Raw genomic sequence first — 15,618 nt, 5'->3', positions numbered from 1 at the left:
AAAGTTGTTGCTGATTACAGTGATTCCACTATTTGATGAGCGCCAGAATTTCTTTGAATTCAGGTACTCGGCAATCTTCGACCATTTCATACAAACACATTTCTAACCCAGTGAGCACCACACCGTTTGCGGTTAACTTCGCAAGAGCGAGCGCTTTATTGGCAGCGGTTCGGGAAGATACACAATCTGTGACTAATTCAACGCGATAACCGGACTGACGCAGAGAAACCGCGGTTTGATAGACGCAAATGTGGGATTCAATACCGCAAACCAACCAGGTATCAACTTTCGCGTTCTCCACCGCGACCTTAAACGTCGCCTCTTTGCAACCATCAAACGTGTACTTGGTAATAGGTAAATGCGTGCTTTCAAGCACTTCACGAATCGGCTCCGCGGTTGGGCCCAACCTTTCTCGATTCTGTTCTAGCCACAGAATAGGCAAATCTAGTGCTTTGGCACCCTTTACCAGTTTCGTGATATTTTCAATCAGTGCGTCGCTTTCATGCATTAATGTAGCGAGTTTGCCCTGAACATCCACCACAATCAGGCCCGTGTTTCCTTTCGATAACATTTCCATCTCCTATCTTGTGCGACCACAAACCATACTCAACAAGTTGAGCAACAGTTAATGTATCAGAACCCTTTCATGTTAGAGCAATAAAACCTAGAAAGATGACCTTCGCTCACACATTTGCCCTTAGGTAAGTGTGGTTTGAACTGACTATTTAAATTTCTCTCGAATTAGCTCAATCAAGGCTTTGACTTTATTGGGCAGAAATAAGGCCGAGGGATAAATCAGAGTAAGATGCTGCTTCGGATGCGCGAATTGAGGCAGCACCTCGACCAACAAACCGTCTCTCAGTGCAGGCTTGGAATGAATTTGTGGAATAAACGCGATGCCGTTTCCTGCTATCGCCATCGAGCGCAGCAAGTTGAGATCGTCCGATCGCAACGCGACATGCAAATCTGAATCGAGCAAATCGGCATTGTAACGATTAGTTAAAAGGCGATGCTGCTTAAGATCTTCCACCGTTTTTACTGGAGGATGCGATTCTAGATAAGCTTTTGACGCAACAAAGTGACTACGATAAGGCAAAAGACTGAACTGCACATAGCTGTCATCGGTGACTTTGACCACGCTCGGAAGAAGCTGTAAATCAAACGATTGACGCTTGAGATCGACACTCTCTTGATGGTTTTCAATCTCGACCGAAATCTCCGGATACCGCGTTGTGTACTCGGTGATGATCGCGTTAAACGCGGCAGAGCTCATCAATGCGGAAGGAATGGCTAAACGCACCTTGCCCGTCAGCTCTTGTTGATATTCATGCATGGCATTTAAACCTTGCTGAATATGGTCAATAGGCTGCCCCACCAACTCAAACAAGCGTTTCCCGTGCTCCGTCAACTCAATGCTGCGTGTTGTGCGGATCAAAAGCTGTACCCCGAGCGATTTCTCTAATTCTTGCAGGCGACGACTCACTTTTGAGCGTTGTAGTTGATTCGCCTCTGCCGCTGCACTTATACCGCCGTGAACCACCGTCTGAGTGAATAGGTAAATATCATCAAAATTAACGTTCATTGTCCTATTTTTAGGTCATTTATGTTCGTATTATCATTCTACTGAATTGTGAGTAACTTCTCTATAATCCGCTATCCAATATGTTTAACGGAACTTGTAATGACGGCTGACCAAAAATTCAAACACTGGATGCGAACTTTGATTGTCCTGTTCATCGTACTATTTTTGTACATTATCATTGCTGACCGCCACGCCCCCTTAACGACCGAAGGACGAGTGCAAGGATACGTTGTCCAAGTCGCACCCGAGGTATCTGGTAAAGTGACCGACGTTCTCATCGAGAATAACCAGTCCGTTCAAAAAGGCGATGTGTTGTTTACGATTGATGATCGTAAATACAAGATAGCACTTGAACAGGCGGAGCTGTCTCTGCAATCCGCTTATGAAAAAGAAGCAACGCTGTATTCTCAACGCGAAGCCGCTCTTGCCAATATTGCCCGCGCACAAGCGACATTTGATAATGCACACCGCGAATACAACCGCTTACTGACGTTATCGAAGCAGAAAGTCATCTCTCAATCGACACTCGATAATGCCTTTGCCCAAAATCAGGTATCACGTGCAGCGCTTAAAGCGGAACGACAAAACTTAAAAGTCATTGAGGCGCAATTAGGCGATCAAAAAGGTCAAAGCACCGCCGTTCGAATTGCCAAAAACGGCATCGAAAAGGCGCAACTTGATTTGGCAAATACCGCGGTACTCGCTCCCAGTGATGGTGTCGTGACCAACCTGCAACTAGAAGTTGGCACGATGGCAAACACCAACATGCCATTGCTGACATTTGTACCAACAGGATCACTCTGGGTAGCCGCTGATTTTCGTGAAAAATCCGTCGCGAACATAGACAAGACTTTCCACGCCTTGGTCACATTTGATGCCAACCCAGGTTCGGTGTACGACTTTGATTTAGCTAGCCGCGATTACGGTGTAGCAGCCGCACAACAAACGCCTAATGGCGCACTAACCAAAGTGGAAGTGAACAACCGCTGGGTACGTGATGCGCAGCGTACACGAGTGAACCTAACCAGCAGCGAAGAGTTACCACCAGCACTGTTTGTCGGCTCTCGCGCTACCATTGTTTTGTACCCAGACAACAGCATTTTCTGGCAGTTGATGGCGCAAGCACAGATTCACCTCGCAAGCTGGTTCCACTTCATTTACTAGGCGGCGACAATGAAAACCTTACGAATTTGGTTCGGCTGCTCTTTAGGGCTAGCGCTAAGCATGATCTTCGGTTGGTCTTACGGATTTTTTGCCATCATGATGCCGCTGTTTATATTGGGCAGAATGGACAACTTTAATATTTCGGCTTTATTGATCGTGTTTTTCTCTGCGGTGTGGACAACCATACAAGCCACATTTTTGCTGGAATACTTGCAGTTTCATCCAACATTAATGACCGTTGCCGTCGGAATCATGATGCTGTTCAAGTGCATTGCAATGATGAACCAGAAAACCTATTTGTTTGGTTACATGGGGCTGTTGGTGGGTTCAATTGTGTTGAATTTTGCCAGCTATAACTTCATGGATATTGAAGAGTTCAACGTCAACATGTGGGTGATGGCGTTCAGCAATATTTTTGTTTGCGCATTCGCGTATTGGTTGTTCCCTGAGCCAAAGTCCCCCGCCGAGCACATTGAGATGTCGACCCCAGTAAAAAGCGATATTGACTACATCAGCCAAGTTGCTATGGGTTGGGTAGTGGCGATGGTGGCATTTATCGTATTCCAAGTAGCGGACTTATATGACTCGCTGTCCGCACAAGCTTCCATTTTGATCATCCTAACCCCAATGACTTTAGCGGGCTCGCTCGCCATGGCAAAAATTCGCATCATCGGCACCGCACTAGGCTGCATCGCAGGGATGGCTGTTCAGCTCATATTGGGCAGTTGGTATGGGCATGGGCTACTCTTTTGGCTCGCCTTTACCATTGCGATGGGGCCATTCTGCTTGTGGCTCACCAAGGGGCAAATTAAAGCGGCTATCGCGTTTTCTGCCATGTCTGCCCTATCGGTTCCGCTGACGACCTCATTGGTGCCAGAACAAAAAGACGCGTTCTTTTCGATCTTGTACCGTTTCAGCTCGATTTTCGTTGCTGTTCTGCTCACCGCGATGGTGATGTGGGTGGTGCATCACTGGATTCGTGTGATATTGCTAAAGCATCCTGAGATGAAGAACGTGGAGTTGAATTAAGCCTTGGCAGAGGCTGGAAACGGGAAATGTATGTCGCTCACTTTACTGTGAGCGGCATTTTTATTTAAAACGGTCACCCTAAACATCGAGGAACGAGCGTGGTTCAGGATCGACTCACCGAGTGCTGTGAAGTTCTAAGGTTATCGTCATTTCCTAGCGAGCTGTAACCCGATTCCTAGTCTCACTTAAACTCGCTGGAATGACCCTATCTTGGAGCTGCTCACATATCGGTTTTGTGGCGAGCGATGTATCTTCCAACATCCATCATCCTGAACAGCGAGGGACGAGCGTGATTCAGGAGCTACCCACCGAGTGCTTTGAAGTTCTAAGGTTATCGCCATTTTCCAGTGAGTTGTTAGTAGATTCCTAGTCTCGTCTAAACTCGCTGGAATGACCCTATCTTGAAACTGCTCTAATACCTAGGGTTGTGGCGAGCAATATATCTTCCAACATCCGTCATCCTGAACAGCGAGGGACGAAGTGATTCAGAATCTACTAATCACGTGCTTTGAAGTGCGAAAGTTATCGTCATTTACCAGCGAGCTGTTATCAGATTCCTAGTCTCGTTTAAACTCGCTGGAATGACGCTATCTTGAAACTGCTCTAATAACTAGGGTTGTGGCGAGCAATATATCTTCCAACATCCGTCATCCTGAACAACGAGGGACGAGGTGATTCAGGAGCTACCCACCGAGTGCTTTGAAGTGCGAAAGTTATCGTCATTTCCTAGCGAGCTGTAATCAGATTCCTAGTCTCGTCTAGACTCGCTGGAATGACCCTATCTTGGAGCTGCTCAAATATCGGTTTTGTGGCGAGCGATGTATCTTCCAACATCCATCATCCTGAACAGCGAGGGACGAGGTGATTCAGGAGCTACCCACCGAGTGCTTTGAGGTTCGTAGACTATCGCTATTTCCCAGCGAGTTGTAATCAGATTCCTAGTCTCGTCTAGACTCGCTGGAATGACCCTCTCTTGGAGCAGAACCAATACCTAGGGTTGTGGCGAGCAATGTATCTTCCAACATCCGTCACCCTGAACAACGAGGGACGAGGTGATTCAGGAGCTACCCACCGAGTGCTTTGAAGTGCGAAAGTTATCGTCATTTCCTAGCGAGCTGTAATCAGATTCCTAGTCTCGTTTAAACTCGCTAGATTGACCCTAATTTTAGTTCATGGTGCGGAGCCTAAGTATTAATATCAACCCACCAACTCTTTACGAATGATCTCCGCACCCGCACTTAACGCATTGAGCTTAGCGGTCGATACTTCACGAGACAAAGGTGCCATACCACAGTTGGTACATGGGTAAAGCTTGTCGGCATCAACGTACTTCAACGCCTCTCTCAATGTGTTCGCTACTTCTTGTGGCGTTTCAATTTCGTTGGTAGCGACGTCAATCGCACCAACCATCACCTTCTTACCGCGAATCAACTCAAGTAACTCAATAGGCACTCGTGAGTTATGACACTCAAGCGAGATAATATCGATATTTGACTGCTGCAATTTAGGGAATACTTCTTCATATTGTCGCCATTCAGTGCCTAGCGTTTGCTTCCAATCTGTGTTCGCTTTGATGCCGTAGCCATAGCAGATATGCACCGCCGTTTCACATTTCAGCCCTTCAATCGCACGCTCTAAACATGCAATGCCCCACTCGTTCACATCATCAAAGAACACATTGAACGCAGGTTCATCGAATTGAATGATATCGACACCTGCCGCTTCAAGCTCTTTCGCTTCTTGGTTGAGGATCTTTGCAAATTCCCAAGCCAGCTTTTCACGGCTACCGTAATGATCATCATAAAGTGTGTCGATCATCGTCATAGGGCCTGGCAGCGCCCACTTGATAGGTTGCTTAGTTTGCTGACGCAAGAACTTGGCATCTTCAACAAACACGGGCTTTGTGCGGCTTACTGGGCCAACCACAGTCGGAACACTTGCTTCATAACGGTTGCGAATGGTCACCGTTTTGCGGTTTTCAAAATCTACGCCGCTTAAATGCTCAATAAAGGTCGTCACAAAATGTTGCCGAGTTTGCTCGCCATCACTGACGATATCAACGCCTGCCAGTTCTTGTTCTTGCAAAGCGACACGTAGCGCATCGCGTTTGCCATCAATCAGTTCTTCACCTTGCAGTTTCCACGGTGACCAAAGTTTTTCTGGTTCGGCCAACCAAGAAGGTTTCGGTAAGCTGCCAGCCGTTGAAGTCGGTAATAGTGTTTTCATCGTCATTCCTTTCTAGATTCTCGTTATCGATTACGCGCAGCTTGCAGACCATTGTTCAAGCACAGATTGATAAGGTTTGATGAAATGCTCCTCGGCAAATTTCCCTTGTTCAATCGCCAGTTGGCTGCGCTCTTCTCGGTCGTAAACGATTTGAGTTAGCGAGTGGTCTAGGTTTTTTAAGTTTGGCTGGTAGCAATTACCGGCAACCGCGTTGGCATTGTAAATCTCAGGTCGGTAAATCTTCTGGAATGTCTCCATCGTGCTAATCGTACTGATAAGCTCTAGGTTTGAATAATCGTTCAACAAGTCACCGAAGAAGTAGAATGCCAATGGTGCAACACTGTTTGGCGGCATAAAGTAGCGCACCTGTAAGCCCATCTTTTTGAAGTACTGCTCCGTCAACGAAGATTCGTTCGGCTGATACTCAAAGCCCAAAACAGGATGTTGGTTTTCGGTGCGTCGATATACCTTGTTGTCCGATACGCTCAGACAAATCACTGGCAGCTTTTTGAAATGCTGTTTGTAAGACTCAGAATTAACGAAAGCTTTGAACAGTTTGCCATGCAAATCACCGAAGTTCGCTGGGATACTGAACTGTGGCTGGTTTTTGTTGTGGTCCAACAGCAAAACGCTAAAGTCGTAATCACGCACGTATGAAGAGAAGTTGTTGCCCACAATGCCTTCGATACGCTCGTTAGTGTTGTGGTCAACAATGTTAGTTTTGAGCACTTCAATCGATGGGAATGCTTCTCCACTACCTTGGATATCCATATCAACAGAGATGATTTCAAGTTCAACTGAGTAGCGGTCACCTTGCGCGTTATCCCAATATGCCAACGCATTAAAACGATTATCGATCATTCGGAGCGCATTGCGCAGATTCTCTCGGCGGTAGTTTCCGCGAGCCAGATTAGCAAAGTTGGTAGTGATTCGCGTGTTGTCTGATGGTTGGTAATTCTCATCAAAGCGAATGCTTTTGATAGCAAATGTGAAATCGTTATTCATCGTGAGTTGGTATCCTATTTCCTTAGATAAAGCAGACTTTTCCTAACTCTGTGCATGGGGACATTTTTTGTTTTTTGGTTTTCCCAATCGTTAGGTTGCACAGTACTTACGACGAACGGTTCGTACAAAAAACGACCGTCGCAGTGCCTAACACCAGAGCAGTCCTTTTTTTATACTTGCTTCACGAGTTGAGTAATATTGGTATTGTTTCACATTGAACATGAAGGAAATTCATAGTGGCAGTTCCAACCCTGAGAGAGCTATCGTAGATACTGTTTTTCATTGACACCAATACACGTAACTTGGCGAGCATATTGCCAATATGTGTAATTAAGAAACGGATAAGAGATTAGCAGTACGTAAACCAGTTTAAGCCGAGAAAACGCATTGTATGAACAAGGCACCAACTGGAATATAGGGCAGCGTAACTTAAATAGCACTTTTCACACTCCATCGTTTATTCAAGCATTCGTTTAATTAGAAGTACGTTACATTTTATATTCTCGAAACATGATTATTTAATAATCTTATTTATTTCTTTTTCTATCTTTACCATCTTAAACGTAAAGTTTAATTTCCTGCTGTAAAAGCACATATAACTTCATACACGAACATGGCAACTTCATTGACGGACTTTATCACTAAACTATTACATTAAGCTCTAAAAAAATAATAACAAAAAAAACATAAGCCACTGTTTTAATTTGAATTAAACCCATAAACCCGAGATAACCACATAACGATACTTTACTTAATTTGGTATAACAAAAACCCTAAAAATAACATGGCTAACATTTATAAAATTCACTTTTATCAATAGAAAATCTCAACACAACATTAGAAAATTAAAATTAAGCAATAACTTAAAAAGACAAGACTTAATAACCAAATTCTTATTTATTATAGTTGAGTGGTGAATTTAAAAACTATGAGACATTAATCCCACGAATCTATCCTTTTTCTTTTTTTAATAAAAAACAAGATGCACTATTTCACCGCTCATTTATTGAGCTTGAATTTATAACCTGTCCATAATTATAAAGTGCCCATCAAGATGGTTTAAAACAAAAGTCTTTATGGGCTGACTAATAGGAAAAAATAATGGAAAAACAGCATCTTTCCGCGAGTATTATCGCACTCGCTTTACTTGGTTCTTTAGCACCAGCACATGCTGAAGATACATTGAAATCTTACACTTCGACATTGCTTCAGCTTGATGATGGTGATGCACGCTCGAAAAAAATCCGCTTAATTTATTCTTTAGAAAATGTCTGGAACCAATCTTTGCTACCAAATGGCGCTAAAGAAGCCAAGTTGATCCTAAATGGCGGTTCTGGCTTCGACATGACTAATGTTCCAAACAAAGAACAAATCTATGGTTTTGCTACTGGGGGAGATTACCGTTACACCGTTCCAACGGCTTTTAAGCTGGCACTGAGCTATTTAAATGGCGCCCCTTTACGCCACATGAGCCATGCTCCAGAAAACACCATTGCAACGGCATCTGTCAGTGAGTCTCTAGATTTTAACCTTGGATTCAGTGCTTCTACTTCTCCAAATATTAGTGGGGGAATCTCCTGGAGCAACCGTGTAACGTACGACCAGCCCGAGTTTCAAACGGTCGCCGATTTTAACCAAGCTAACGAAAGCATTAATTGGTTAATTGAAAACAAGACTATCCGCCATAATACGCCAGCTAAAGACTGGTTATTATATCGTTGGACCAGTTGTGACATGGGTAATTTGATAGATTACAATGAGTTACCTGTCGTTATGCGTTCAGATTTTAAACCACAAGTCGGCGTCGTATATAGAAAAAATGACATTCAAGATGGCCTAGATACATCAGAGGTCAAGCTGGTTGCTGGTTGGCGAAAAACCAATTACTACTTTGGTCGCGACTGGTGTAGCTGGTATACCACACCAGAAAATACCTGGAAGAAAAATCGTGATAGCAGTCAATGGACAGAGACTAGCCGAGCCGTAACTATCTCTTGGAATGACGATCTCTACCACTAACTTATTAGCCTGCGGCCACGGAATAAATAAGTGGCCGCCGCATTTACTAATGAAATAAACGGTAAGACATGACACATGACAAGTAACAAAAAACTCTTGACTGGATCGGCGCTAGCACTTGGTGCAGTACTCGCCATATTTCTGATTAATTCAAATAACAAGAATGCCCAGACCGAACCTGTTGCAAGCCTTGACGAGCAAATCAAGACAGAAGACGCTGCGACAATAAGTGTAACGCCTCCTGAGAGCAATGCTGCTCAAGAGGTTGTTACCGCTCCAACACCACTAAGTCGCAATGATGATACTTCCGACGTCATTCCAGCTACACCTTGGATATCTGCCCCATTAAGTGAACTGAGCAATGAACTGTACGATTTTATTGAAGCTGAACAGGTAAGTTACATCAGTACGACCGACTATCCATTCGACGAGAAAAAGCAAAAACAATTGCGAACATTAGCTAAGCAAGGGGTTCCTATCTTGTTTGACAATACGGAGTCATCCTATTTGGATAGCTACGGTGTCAGCGAAACCAAAGTCGTATCAGAGTATTTTGGTACGGCGTCTGAAGGTGATGTCATCATCGCTACCGGAGTACAGAATGCAGATGGCAGCATTCATTATCTAGTTTTGCCTTTGAAGAGCAAAGATCTCAACGATAACAGTAAATTGATTGAGGACACTAAGCTCGCAATCACTCTACTTAAAGAACAAAAGCATGACTTGATAAAAGAGAGACAAAACGAACATCGCGAATAAAAGTAAAGGGAGATAGCCTCTGTATCGCTATTTCCCTTAAAACTCAGTTCTCAATTAAGAAAAGCTCATTTCTCCCTACTTACCGGCACCCTATCCGAAATCACCTTGCCGTCTTTGATGGTGATGATGCGTTTAGTGCGCTCTGCCAGAGCGTTATCGTGCGTCACGATGATCAGCGTTCTACCTTCGGCGTGGAGTTGGTTGAACAAGGCTTCAATCTCTGCGCCGGATTTTGAATCCAATGCACCCGTTGGTTCATCTGCTAAGATGATTTGCGGATCGTTGACCAAGGCTCTTGCAATCGCGACCCTCTGTTTTTGACCACCAGAAAGCTGGTTTGGTTTATGGTCTAAACGATCCCCTAGCCCGACTTGCTCTAGCAATTTAGCTGCGCGCTGGCGACGTTCTTTGGCTTTGATACCAGAGTAAACCAACGGCAGTGCCACGTTATCAAGCGCCGTCGCGTATTCCAATAAGTTAAAGCTTTGGAAGACAAATCCGATCTTTTGGTTACGAATGCCAGCCAGCTCATTCGCACTTAAACTTGCGACGTTTTGGCCGCCAAGTTGGTACTTGCCATCGGTGGGCTTGTCTAAACAGCCGAGCATGTTCATCAACGTTGATTTGCCTGAACCGGACGGGCCAAGAATCGAAAGAAACTCGCCTTGATTAATGGTTAAGTCAACGCCGTCTAGCGCGCGAACTTCCGCCTCCCCGCTTGAGTAGTATTTACAGATGTTGGTCAGCTCAACAAGCGGCTTGTTCGACATGTTCTTTCCAGAGTTATTGTTGTTATTCACTTTGTAGCGCCTCCAACGGGCTGACTTTTGCGGCTCGGTTTGCAGGTAACCATGCAGATGCCACACCAATGATCACTAAGGTGAGGATGACAATCGCGACAACGACCCACGACAACTCAGGGACAGGTTTACCCAGTTGTTCATAAAAAGCATTGCCCTCTAAAGGAATGGAACTGATGGCAGACACCAGCGCGTACGTCACGGCTAACCCAAACGCCCCCCCCATCATCATTGTCAATAAAGACTGTACTAAATAGTGCATGCGAATAGCCGTTGGGGTTGCACCGACTGCCATGCGCACACCGATATCACGCGTAGATCGCTTTACGGTGGCATACATCACATTGGCGATGCCAACACCAGCAACAGCTAACGTCACGAAGCCGATAATGCCAAGGAAACTCTGCAAACCTATCAGAAACTGCTGCATACTCTTTTGCTTAAGGAACATATCATCGACTTGGACGACCTGTTCATCACTGACACTTGCCCCGTGTTTACGGGCAATCACTTGCCTGATCATCTTTGCTAAGGCTTCTCGGTCTACATCGGCTTGTGGTTGCACATTGATGCCACCAATTTCACCGTTGACATGAAATCGCTTCCACGTCGCTAACGGCACAAAGCTGGAATAGTTGATAAGATCCCCCAGCTCTATTTGAGCGCTGTTTTTCTCCAATACGCCCACAACGGTGAACTCCTCATTGCCGATTTTTACCTTTTTCCCCACAGGGTTGACTTGCAATGTGACTGTCGCAAACCAACTAAAGTCCTCATTCGGGTTGAATAAGTCGGCTGCCAGTTCATAACCCAGTACAACGACTTTGCGCGTCTCTTTTTGATCGAGTGGATTTAACCATCGCCCCCCCGCCATAGGCACCAAATGGGTCATGGATTGAAACTCGCTCGTGACCGCTAACGGTTCTTGCCATGAGCTTCTGTCACCAACGGTGATGCGCTCTTTCCACTTCGCAGTTGGCGCAACGCTTTTTACATCGGGTAATGCTCGAACGATCTCTGAATCGTCCATTTTTAACGTCAGAAATTTACCTTGGTGAAAAGCACCGTGGTCGACGGTGGCCATCCCTCCGGTCAAATAGATCAAGTTGCCGTTACCATTTTGTGCGGTTTTCAATACGCCCTGACGAATACCCTCACCTACCGCCAACATAGCAGCGATACAGAGGGTCGCCCACGCTACTGCCAGAATGGTCAAACCCAGTCTCAGCTTTTCTGCGGCCATTTCTTGGAAAATTTGTCTCAACGGTAACAACATGACTAGGCCCTCGCACTCAAAGCAATGACTGGCGTGAGACGCGATGCTCGCCTTGCTGGGAAATACGATGCCATCAATGCCAAGATAAGTGTCACAAGTAAAGACCAAGCAATGGAATCTGGCGTGATCACAGGCAAACCAATCCATTCCGGTAATGCCATGCTGCTTAGGACAGACACCACTGCATACGAAAACATCAGACCTAATGCCGTGCCCACAGCTACCAAAATAAGCCCTTCAAGAATTAACTGACTGAGTATGGATTTTTGAGTCGCCCCGATCGCCAAACGCACACCGATTTCACGCGTGCGCTCCGTGACAGATAAAAACATGATGTTGGCAACGCCAAGCGCACCGACCGCCATGGTCATCGCGCCGCTCGCTCCGAGAAAAATCTGAATGCCACGCAAAATTCCACTGATGACCGCCGCACCTTCACTAAAATCGGGTAATTCGACCGCATCTTTATCACTTGGGTCAAAATGAAGCTGCTTGGCGAAAAAGTTCACGATATTTGGTCGAAACGACGGTGCATCCATCCCATCTCTCGGCTTCATCAATACCATCCAAGGTTTCGCATCCCACAAATCGCGGTACGTTGTTTGAGGAATGAAAACCGTGCGGCTATCGCCGAATGAAATGCCAGTGTCCTCACCAACGGTTATCCCAATCACCAAAAACGGAATGCCGTTGACTTTGAGCCTATCCCCGATTTGGATTCCGCCCATTTGCGCAATTTGATCGCCTAACACTGCCACGCGAGTGTGGTTTTTCATATCACTTGGTGACAGGTTTCTCGAACCAGATTGCAGCTTGCGTTGCATTAAAGGAAAGTAAGACGTATCAATACCGCTGACCGTACTCGATAAGTTCTGTCCTTTGAGATTGGTGATATTCGCATCCCATTTGGCGTAAACGCTCGACGCCTGTTGCACGAAGCCCGACTGTTTGATCATGTCGACTTTTTCTTGTGGAATATCAATTTGTCGTCTTGAAGCTAACCCTTGCCACGGTTTACTGGTACTCGACGGAAACACCACTTGCACATTGTTGATCATAAAGGAAAACGACTGGGTCTGATGGCGATAAAAGCCTTCGCCAAGTGCGATTAACACCACCACAGAGATCACGCCCCAAGCAATCGCGATAATGGCCAGCACGCTCTTCATGCGGTGCGCCATCAACGTTTGCCAAGTTTGTTGCAATAGACTGCTCATGAATGAAAAGCTCGAGAGATCAACGCCATGGTATCGTCATCGAGTTTCCCTGCGGTTTGCAGTAAGCCGATTATCTTACGCCAGTAGCTGTACAAGTTGGTTTGCAGACTGTTTTTCGCCTCAAACAAGCTGTTGTGTGCACTGATAACTTCCGACACTTCAAGCAGACCAGCGTCGTAAAGTTTCTCTTTGCTTTGCAACACTCTGGCGCGCGACTCAACCAGCTCGTTCGCTATCAAAACTTGATTCCAGTTGATATCGACCTGAGTAAACTGCTGAATAACTCGTTTCTGAATATCAATTTCCACTCTACGCATATCTTGCTTGGCGCTTAAAATGTTCAACGATGCTTCGTCCACTTTCGCTCGCACTGCACCATTGAGGTCAATCGGCAAACTCAAACTAATCCCAGCGTTAAACTCGCCGTTTGAACGATTGTCACCATCGCTGTAGCCCACACTGCCTTTGACGGTCGGGTAGTATCCACCTTTAGCTGAATCTTTCGCGAACTCGCTCGCTTTCACCATCTGCGCCGCCACCAACAGCTCTGGACTGCTGTCTTTCGCCAGTTTTAGCCATTGCTCCTGAGAGTCCACCAGCATCGGCGGCTGAATCAAAGAATCCGTTCGAATTTGGTCGACACTCTCCGGCATTTGATTGATTAACGCCGCAAGCTCTGCTTTTTTCACTTCGAGATCGGCTTTTGCATTGAGGATACTTGCTTGCTCAGAGACTTGATTCGCTCGCATCTCTTCAACATCAACCGACTTCACTTTGCCTGCTCGATAGCGTTTCTCAATGATGTTGAGAAGTTCCTTCCCCTCCTCCAGCTTGGACTGCGCCAATTTGAGGTCGCCCTGTGCGCTTGCCACATCTAGGTAAGCGGTGAGCAACTTCTGCGCAAGCTCGTTATGCGATTGAGATAGCTCTAACTGTGCTTTGAGATAATTGGCATTCGCTTGATCCAGTTCCGACCACAAACTGCTATCCCAAATAGTTTGAGATAAGGTCGCGCCGTAACTGTTGGAATGGCTTGAGGACTCATTCCAATCCGCTGACGCACTGGCACTTAAACCCGGCAATAACGCACTGCGGCTACTCTGTACGCCAACCTCGCCAAGCTGGACACCGATTTTCGCTTTTTCGTAATTAGGATCATTCTGCTTTGCTTGTTGCCAAGCTTGTTCAATAGAAATTGCGTAGGTCGGCAAACTGAGCGTGGCAGCCAACAATGCAAAGGCGATTGTTGATCGTTGCAGCTTAACCATGCGCCGCTCCCATCATGCTGTTGTCGATAACCTCTTCATCAAGCTCCACGCCGTCAAGCACTTCGACATTGATGCCATCTGACAGACCGAGTTTCACAGGTTGTTTATGAAACCCTTGTTCTGAGCTGTCGGGGATCAGAACATTCGGTGCGTCACCATCAAATTGCAGAGCGCGCTCCGGTAGAGTGAGCACGTTTTCAGACTTCTTCAGAATGATTTGAGCCGTCGATGAAAAACCAGAACGAAGCAACACATCTTGTGGGATCTTGAGTTCTCCCACTTCAACCTCAAAACCGTTATCAAAACTTTTTGCCGAAGCATTGCCCTCTGGTGAGTTAAGGTTCTCAGATTGAATCGCCACTTTGGTTAGCACACCAGAAATCGCCACATCAGGATAAGGCGCAACCGTCAACATAACGGGCATTCCCGGAGACAACTGCGCAGCATCATGCTCACTGACGCTACCTTTAAAAATCAGACTGTTCATGTCGGCCAATGACATCATTTCAGTCGCGGCTTGGCTTGATTGAGTCGAGATGATCGGCTCTCCGACCTCTACTTTCTGGTTGAGTACTGTGCCATCAATTGGCGCGTAGATCGTCGACGTTAAACGCGCATCGCCGATAGACGCCTCACCACTGCGGATGAGTTCGAGATTCTGGCGCTTTTGCAATACGTCCGCTTGCGCAGATTTGACTGCCGAGCGCGCACTTACGTATTCGTCGTAGTTACTTGGAATAATGTCCTGCTTGACCAAGCTTTCTAAGTTGGACAGTTTTTGTTTGGCGGATTCCAGATCGGCTTCGCTACGCATGAGTTCTGCCGATGCATCCGTTAATGCTTGGGGTGTTGGGTTTGGACGCACTTTGATCAGCGGCTGGCCTTGCTTCACCTTTTCACCAACTTTCGCGTAAATTTCACCGACAATACCGTCGATTTGTGACTTGATAGACACAGAGTGTGCAGGGACAATTTTACCAACAGCCACCGCTTGTTTTTCAATCGTGCCTTTTTCCACAATCAATGTAGGCAGCAATTCTGGTTGAGCAGCAGATTGGAGATAGAAATACGTACCACCGCCGAGCAGCGCGATGCTCACAGCGGAGACAAGCCAACGTTTCGTCATTATTTATTCCAACAATTATTGGGTAGTCTAATGACTACTCCTAAAACACAAAGTTGAAGGAATAATATCCTGCTTTAATAGCGGTTTGGTTGTCACAGTTGGTATGGTTTTGTCAGTCACCTCTGACAATCAAAGACTAAAAAAATC

At 45.9% G+C, this 15,618-nt stretch carries 13 protein-coding genes; 4 read left to right on the top strand and 9 right to left on the bottom strand.

What is annotated here, in order from left to right:
• Positions 1 to 28 precede the first annotated feature (28 nt).
• Positions 29 to 571, bottom strand: coding sequence for an isochorismatase family protein (locus tag J4N43_RS05660; protein ID WP_053349646.1), 543 nt, complete (start codon positions 569 to 571; stop codon positions 29 to 31).
• Between the two features lie 150 nt (positions 572 to 721).
• The gene (locus J4N43_RS05655; protein ID WP_017634710.1) at positions 722 to 1,582 is read right to left on the bottom strand and encodes a LysR family transcriptional regulator; all 861 of its coding nucleotides are present in this window, start codon (positions 1,580 to 1,582) and stop codon (positions 722 to 724) included.
• A 99-nt stretch (positions 1,583 to 1,681) separates the two neighbouring features.
• Between J4N43_RS05655 and J4N43_RS05650 the strand changes: the two genes are divergently transcribed.
• Entirely contained in the window at positions 1,682 to 2,746 is a 1,065-nt protein-coding gene (locus tag J4N43_RS05650) for an HlyD family secretion protein (protein ID WP_053349645.1), read from the top strand.
• A 9-nt stretch (positions 2,747 to 2,755) separates the two neighbouring features.
• Complete coding sequence (locus J4N43_RS05645) at positions 2,756 to 3,775, top strand: DUF2955 domain-containing protein (protein WP_053349644.1); 1,020 nt, start codon at positions 2,756 to 2,758, stop codon at positions 3,773 to 3,775.
• A 1,197-nt stretch (positions 3,776 to 4,972) separates the two neighbouring features.
• On the opposite strand, the gene J4N43_RS05640 is transcribed toward J4N43_RS05645, so the two are convergent.
• Together J4N43_RS05640 and J4N43_RS05635 are read right to left on the bottom strand one after the other, a co-directional pair.
• Positions 4,973 to 6,001: a methionine synthase gene (locus tag J4N43_RS05640; protein WP_047103352.1), complete on the bottom strand. Its 1,029-nt coding sequence runs from the start codon at positions 5,999 to 6,001 to the stop codon at positions 4,973 to 4,975.
• A gap of 30 nt (positions 6,002 to 6,031) precedes the next feature.
• Positions 6,032 to 7,006, bottom strand: coding sequence for a DUF1852 domain-containing protein (locus tag J4N43_RS05635; protein ID WP_005376733.1), 975 nt, complete (start codon positions 7,004 to 7,006; stop codon positions 6,032 to 6,034).
• Positions 7,007 to 8,107: 1,101 nt separating this feature from the next.
• On the opposite strand from J4N43_RS05635, the gene J4N43_RS05630 reads away from it, so the two are divergent.
• A complete protein-coding gene (locus J4N43_RS05630) occupies positions 8,108 to 9,025 on the top strand; it encodes a leukocidin family pore-forming toxin (protein ID WP_005376731.1) in 918 nt (305 codons plus the stop codon).
• A gap of 75 nt (positions 9,026 to 9,100) precedes the next feature.
• Positions 9,101 to 9,784, top strand: coding sequence for a hypothetical protein (locus J4N43_RS05625; protein WP_053349643.1), 684 nt, complete (start codon positions 9,101 to 9,103; stop codon positions 9,782 to 9,784).
• Between the two features lie 65 nt (positions 9,785 to 9,849).
• Here J4N43_RS05625 and J4N43_RS05620 read toward each other — a convergent pair whose 3' ends face one another.
• The 5 genes from J4N43_RS05620 to J4N43_RS05600 are packed head-to-tail and all read right to left on the bottom strand — an operon-like array spanning position 9,850 to position 15,471.
• Positions 9,850 to 10,554: an ABC transporter ATP-binding protein gene (locus J4N43_RS05620; RefSeq protein WP_025767247.1), complete on the bottom strand. Its 705-nt coding sequence runs from the start codon at positions 10,552 to 10,554 to the stop codon at positions 9,850 to 9,852.
• A gap of 22 nt (positions 10,555 to 10,576) precedes the next feature.
• Positions 10,577 to 11,860, bottom strand: coding sequence for an ABC transporter permease (locus J4N43_RS05615; RefSeq protein ID WP_053349642.1), 1,284 nt, complete (start codon positions 11,858 to 11,860; stop codon positions 10,577 to 10,579).
• A 2-nt stretch (positions 11,861 to 11,862) separates the two neighbouring features.
• Positions 11,863 to 13,077, bottom strand: a complete 1,215-nt coding sequence (locus J4N43_RS05610) for an ABC transporter permease (RefSeq protein ID WP_158159710.1) — start codon at positions 13,075 to 13,077, stop codon at positions 11,863 to 11,865.
• The gene (locus J4N43_RS05605; protein WP_053349640.1) at positions 13,074 to 14,345 is read right to left on the bottom strand and encodes a TolC family protein; all 1,272 of its coding nucleotides are present in this window, start codon (positions 14,343 to 14,345) and stop codon (positions 13,074 to 13,076) included. Before J4N43_RS05605 ends, J4N43_RS05610 begins: the two co-directional genes overlap by 4 nt.
• On the bottom strand, positions 14,338 to 15,471 hold the full coding sequence (locus tag J4N43_RS05600; RefSeq protein ID WP_005376722.1) for an efflux RND transporter periplasmic adaptor subunit: 1,134 nt from the start codon (positions 15,469 to 15,471) through the stop codon (positions 14,338 to 14,340). Before J4N43_RS05600 ends, J4N43_RS05605 begins: the two co-directional genes overlap by 8 nt.
• Between the last annotated feature and the right edge of the window lie 147 nt (positions 15,472 to 15,618).

This window comes from Vibrio sp. SCSIO 43009 (genome assembly GCF_023716525.1).
GTDB lineage: Bacteria > Pseudomonadota > Gammaproteobacteria > Enterobacterales > Vibrionaceae > Vibrio > Vibrio alginolyticus.
Note: the sequence above shows the minus strand (reverse complement) of the source record. Positions and strands in the feature narration are given on the sequence as shown.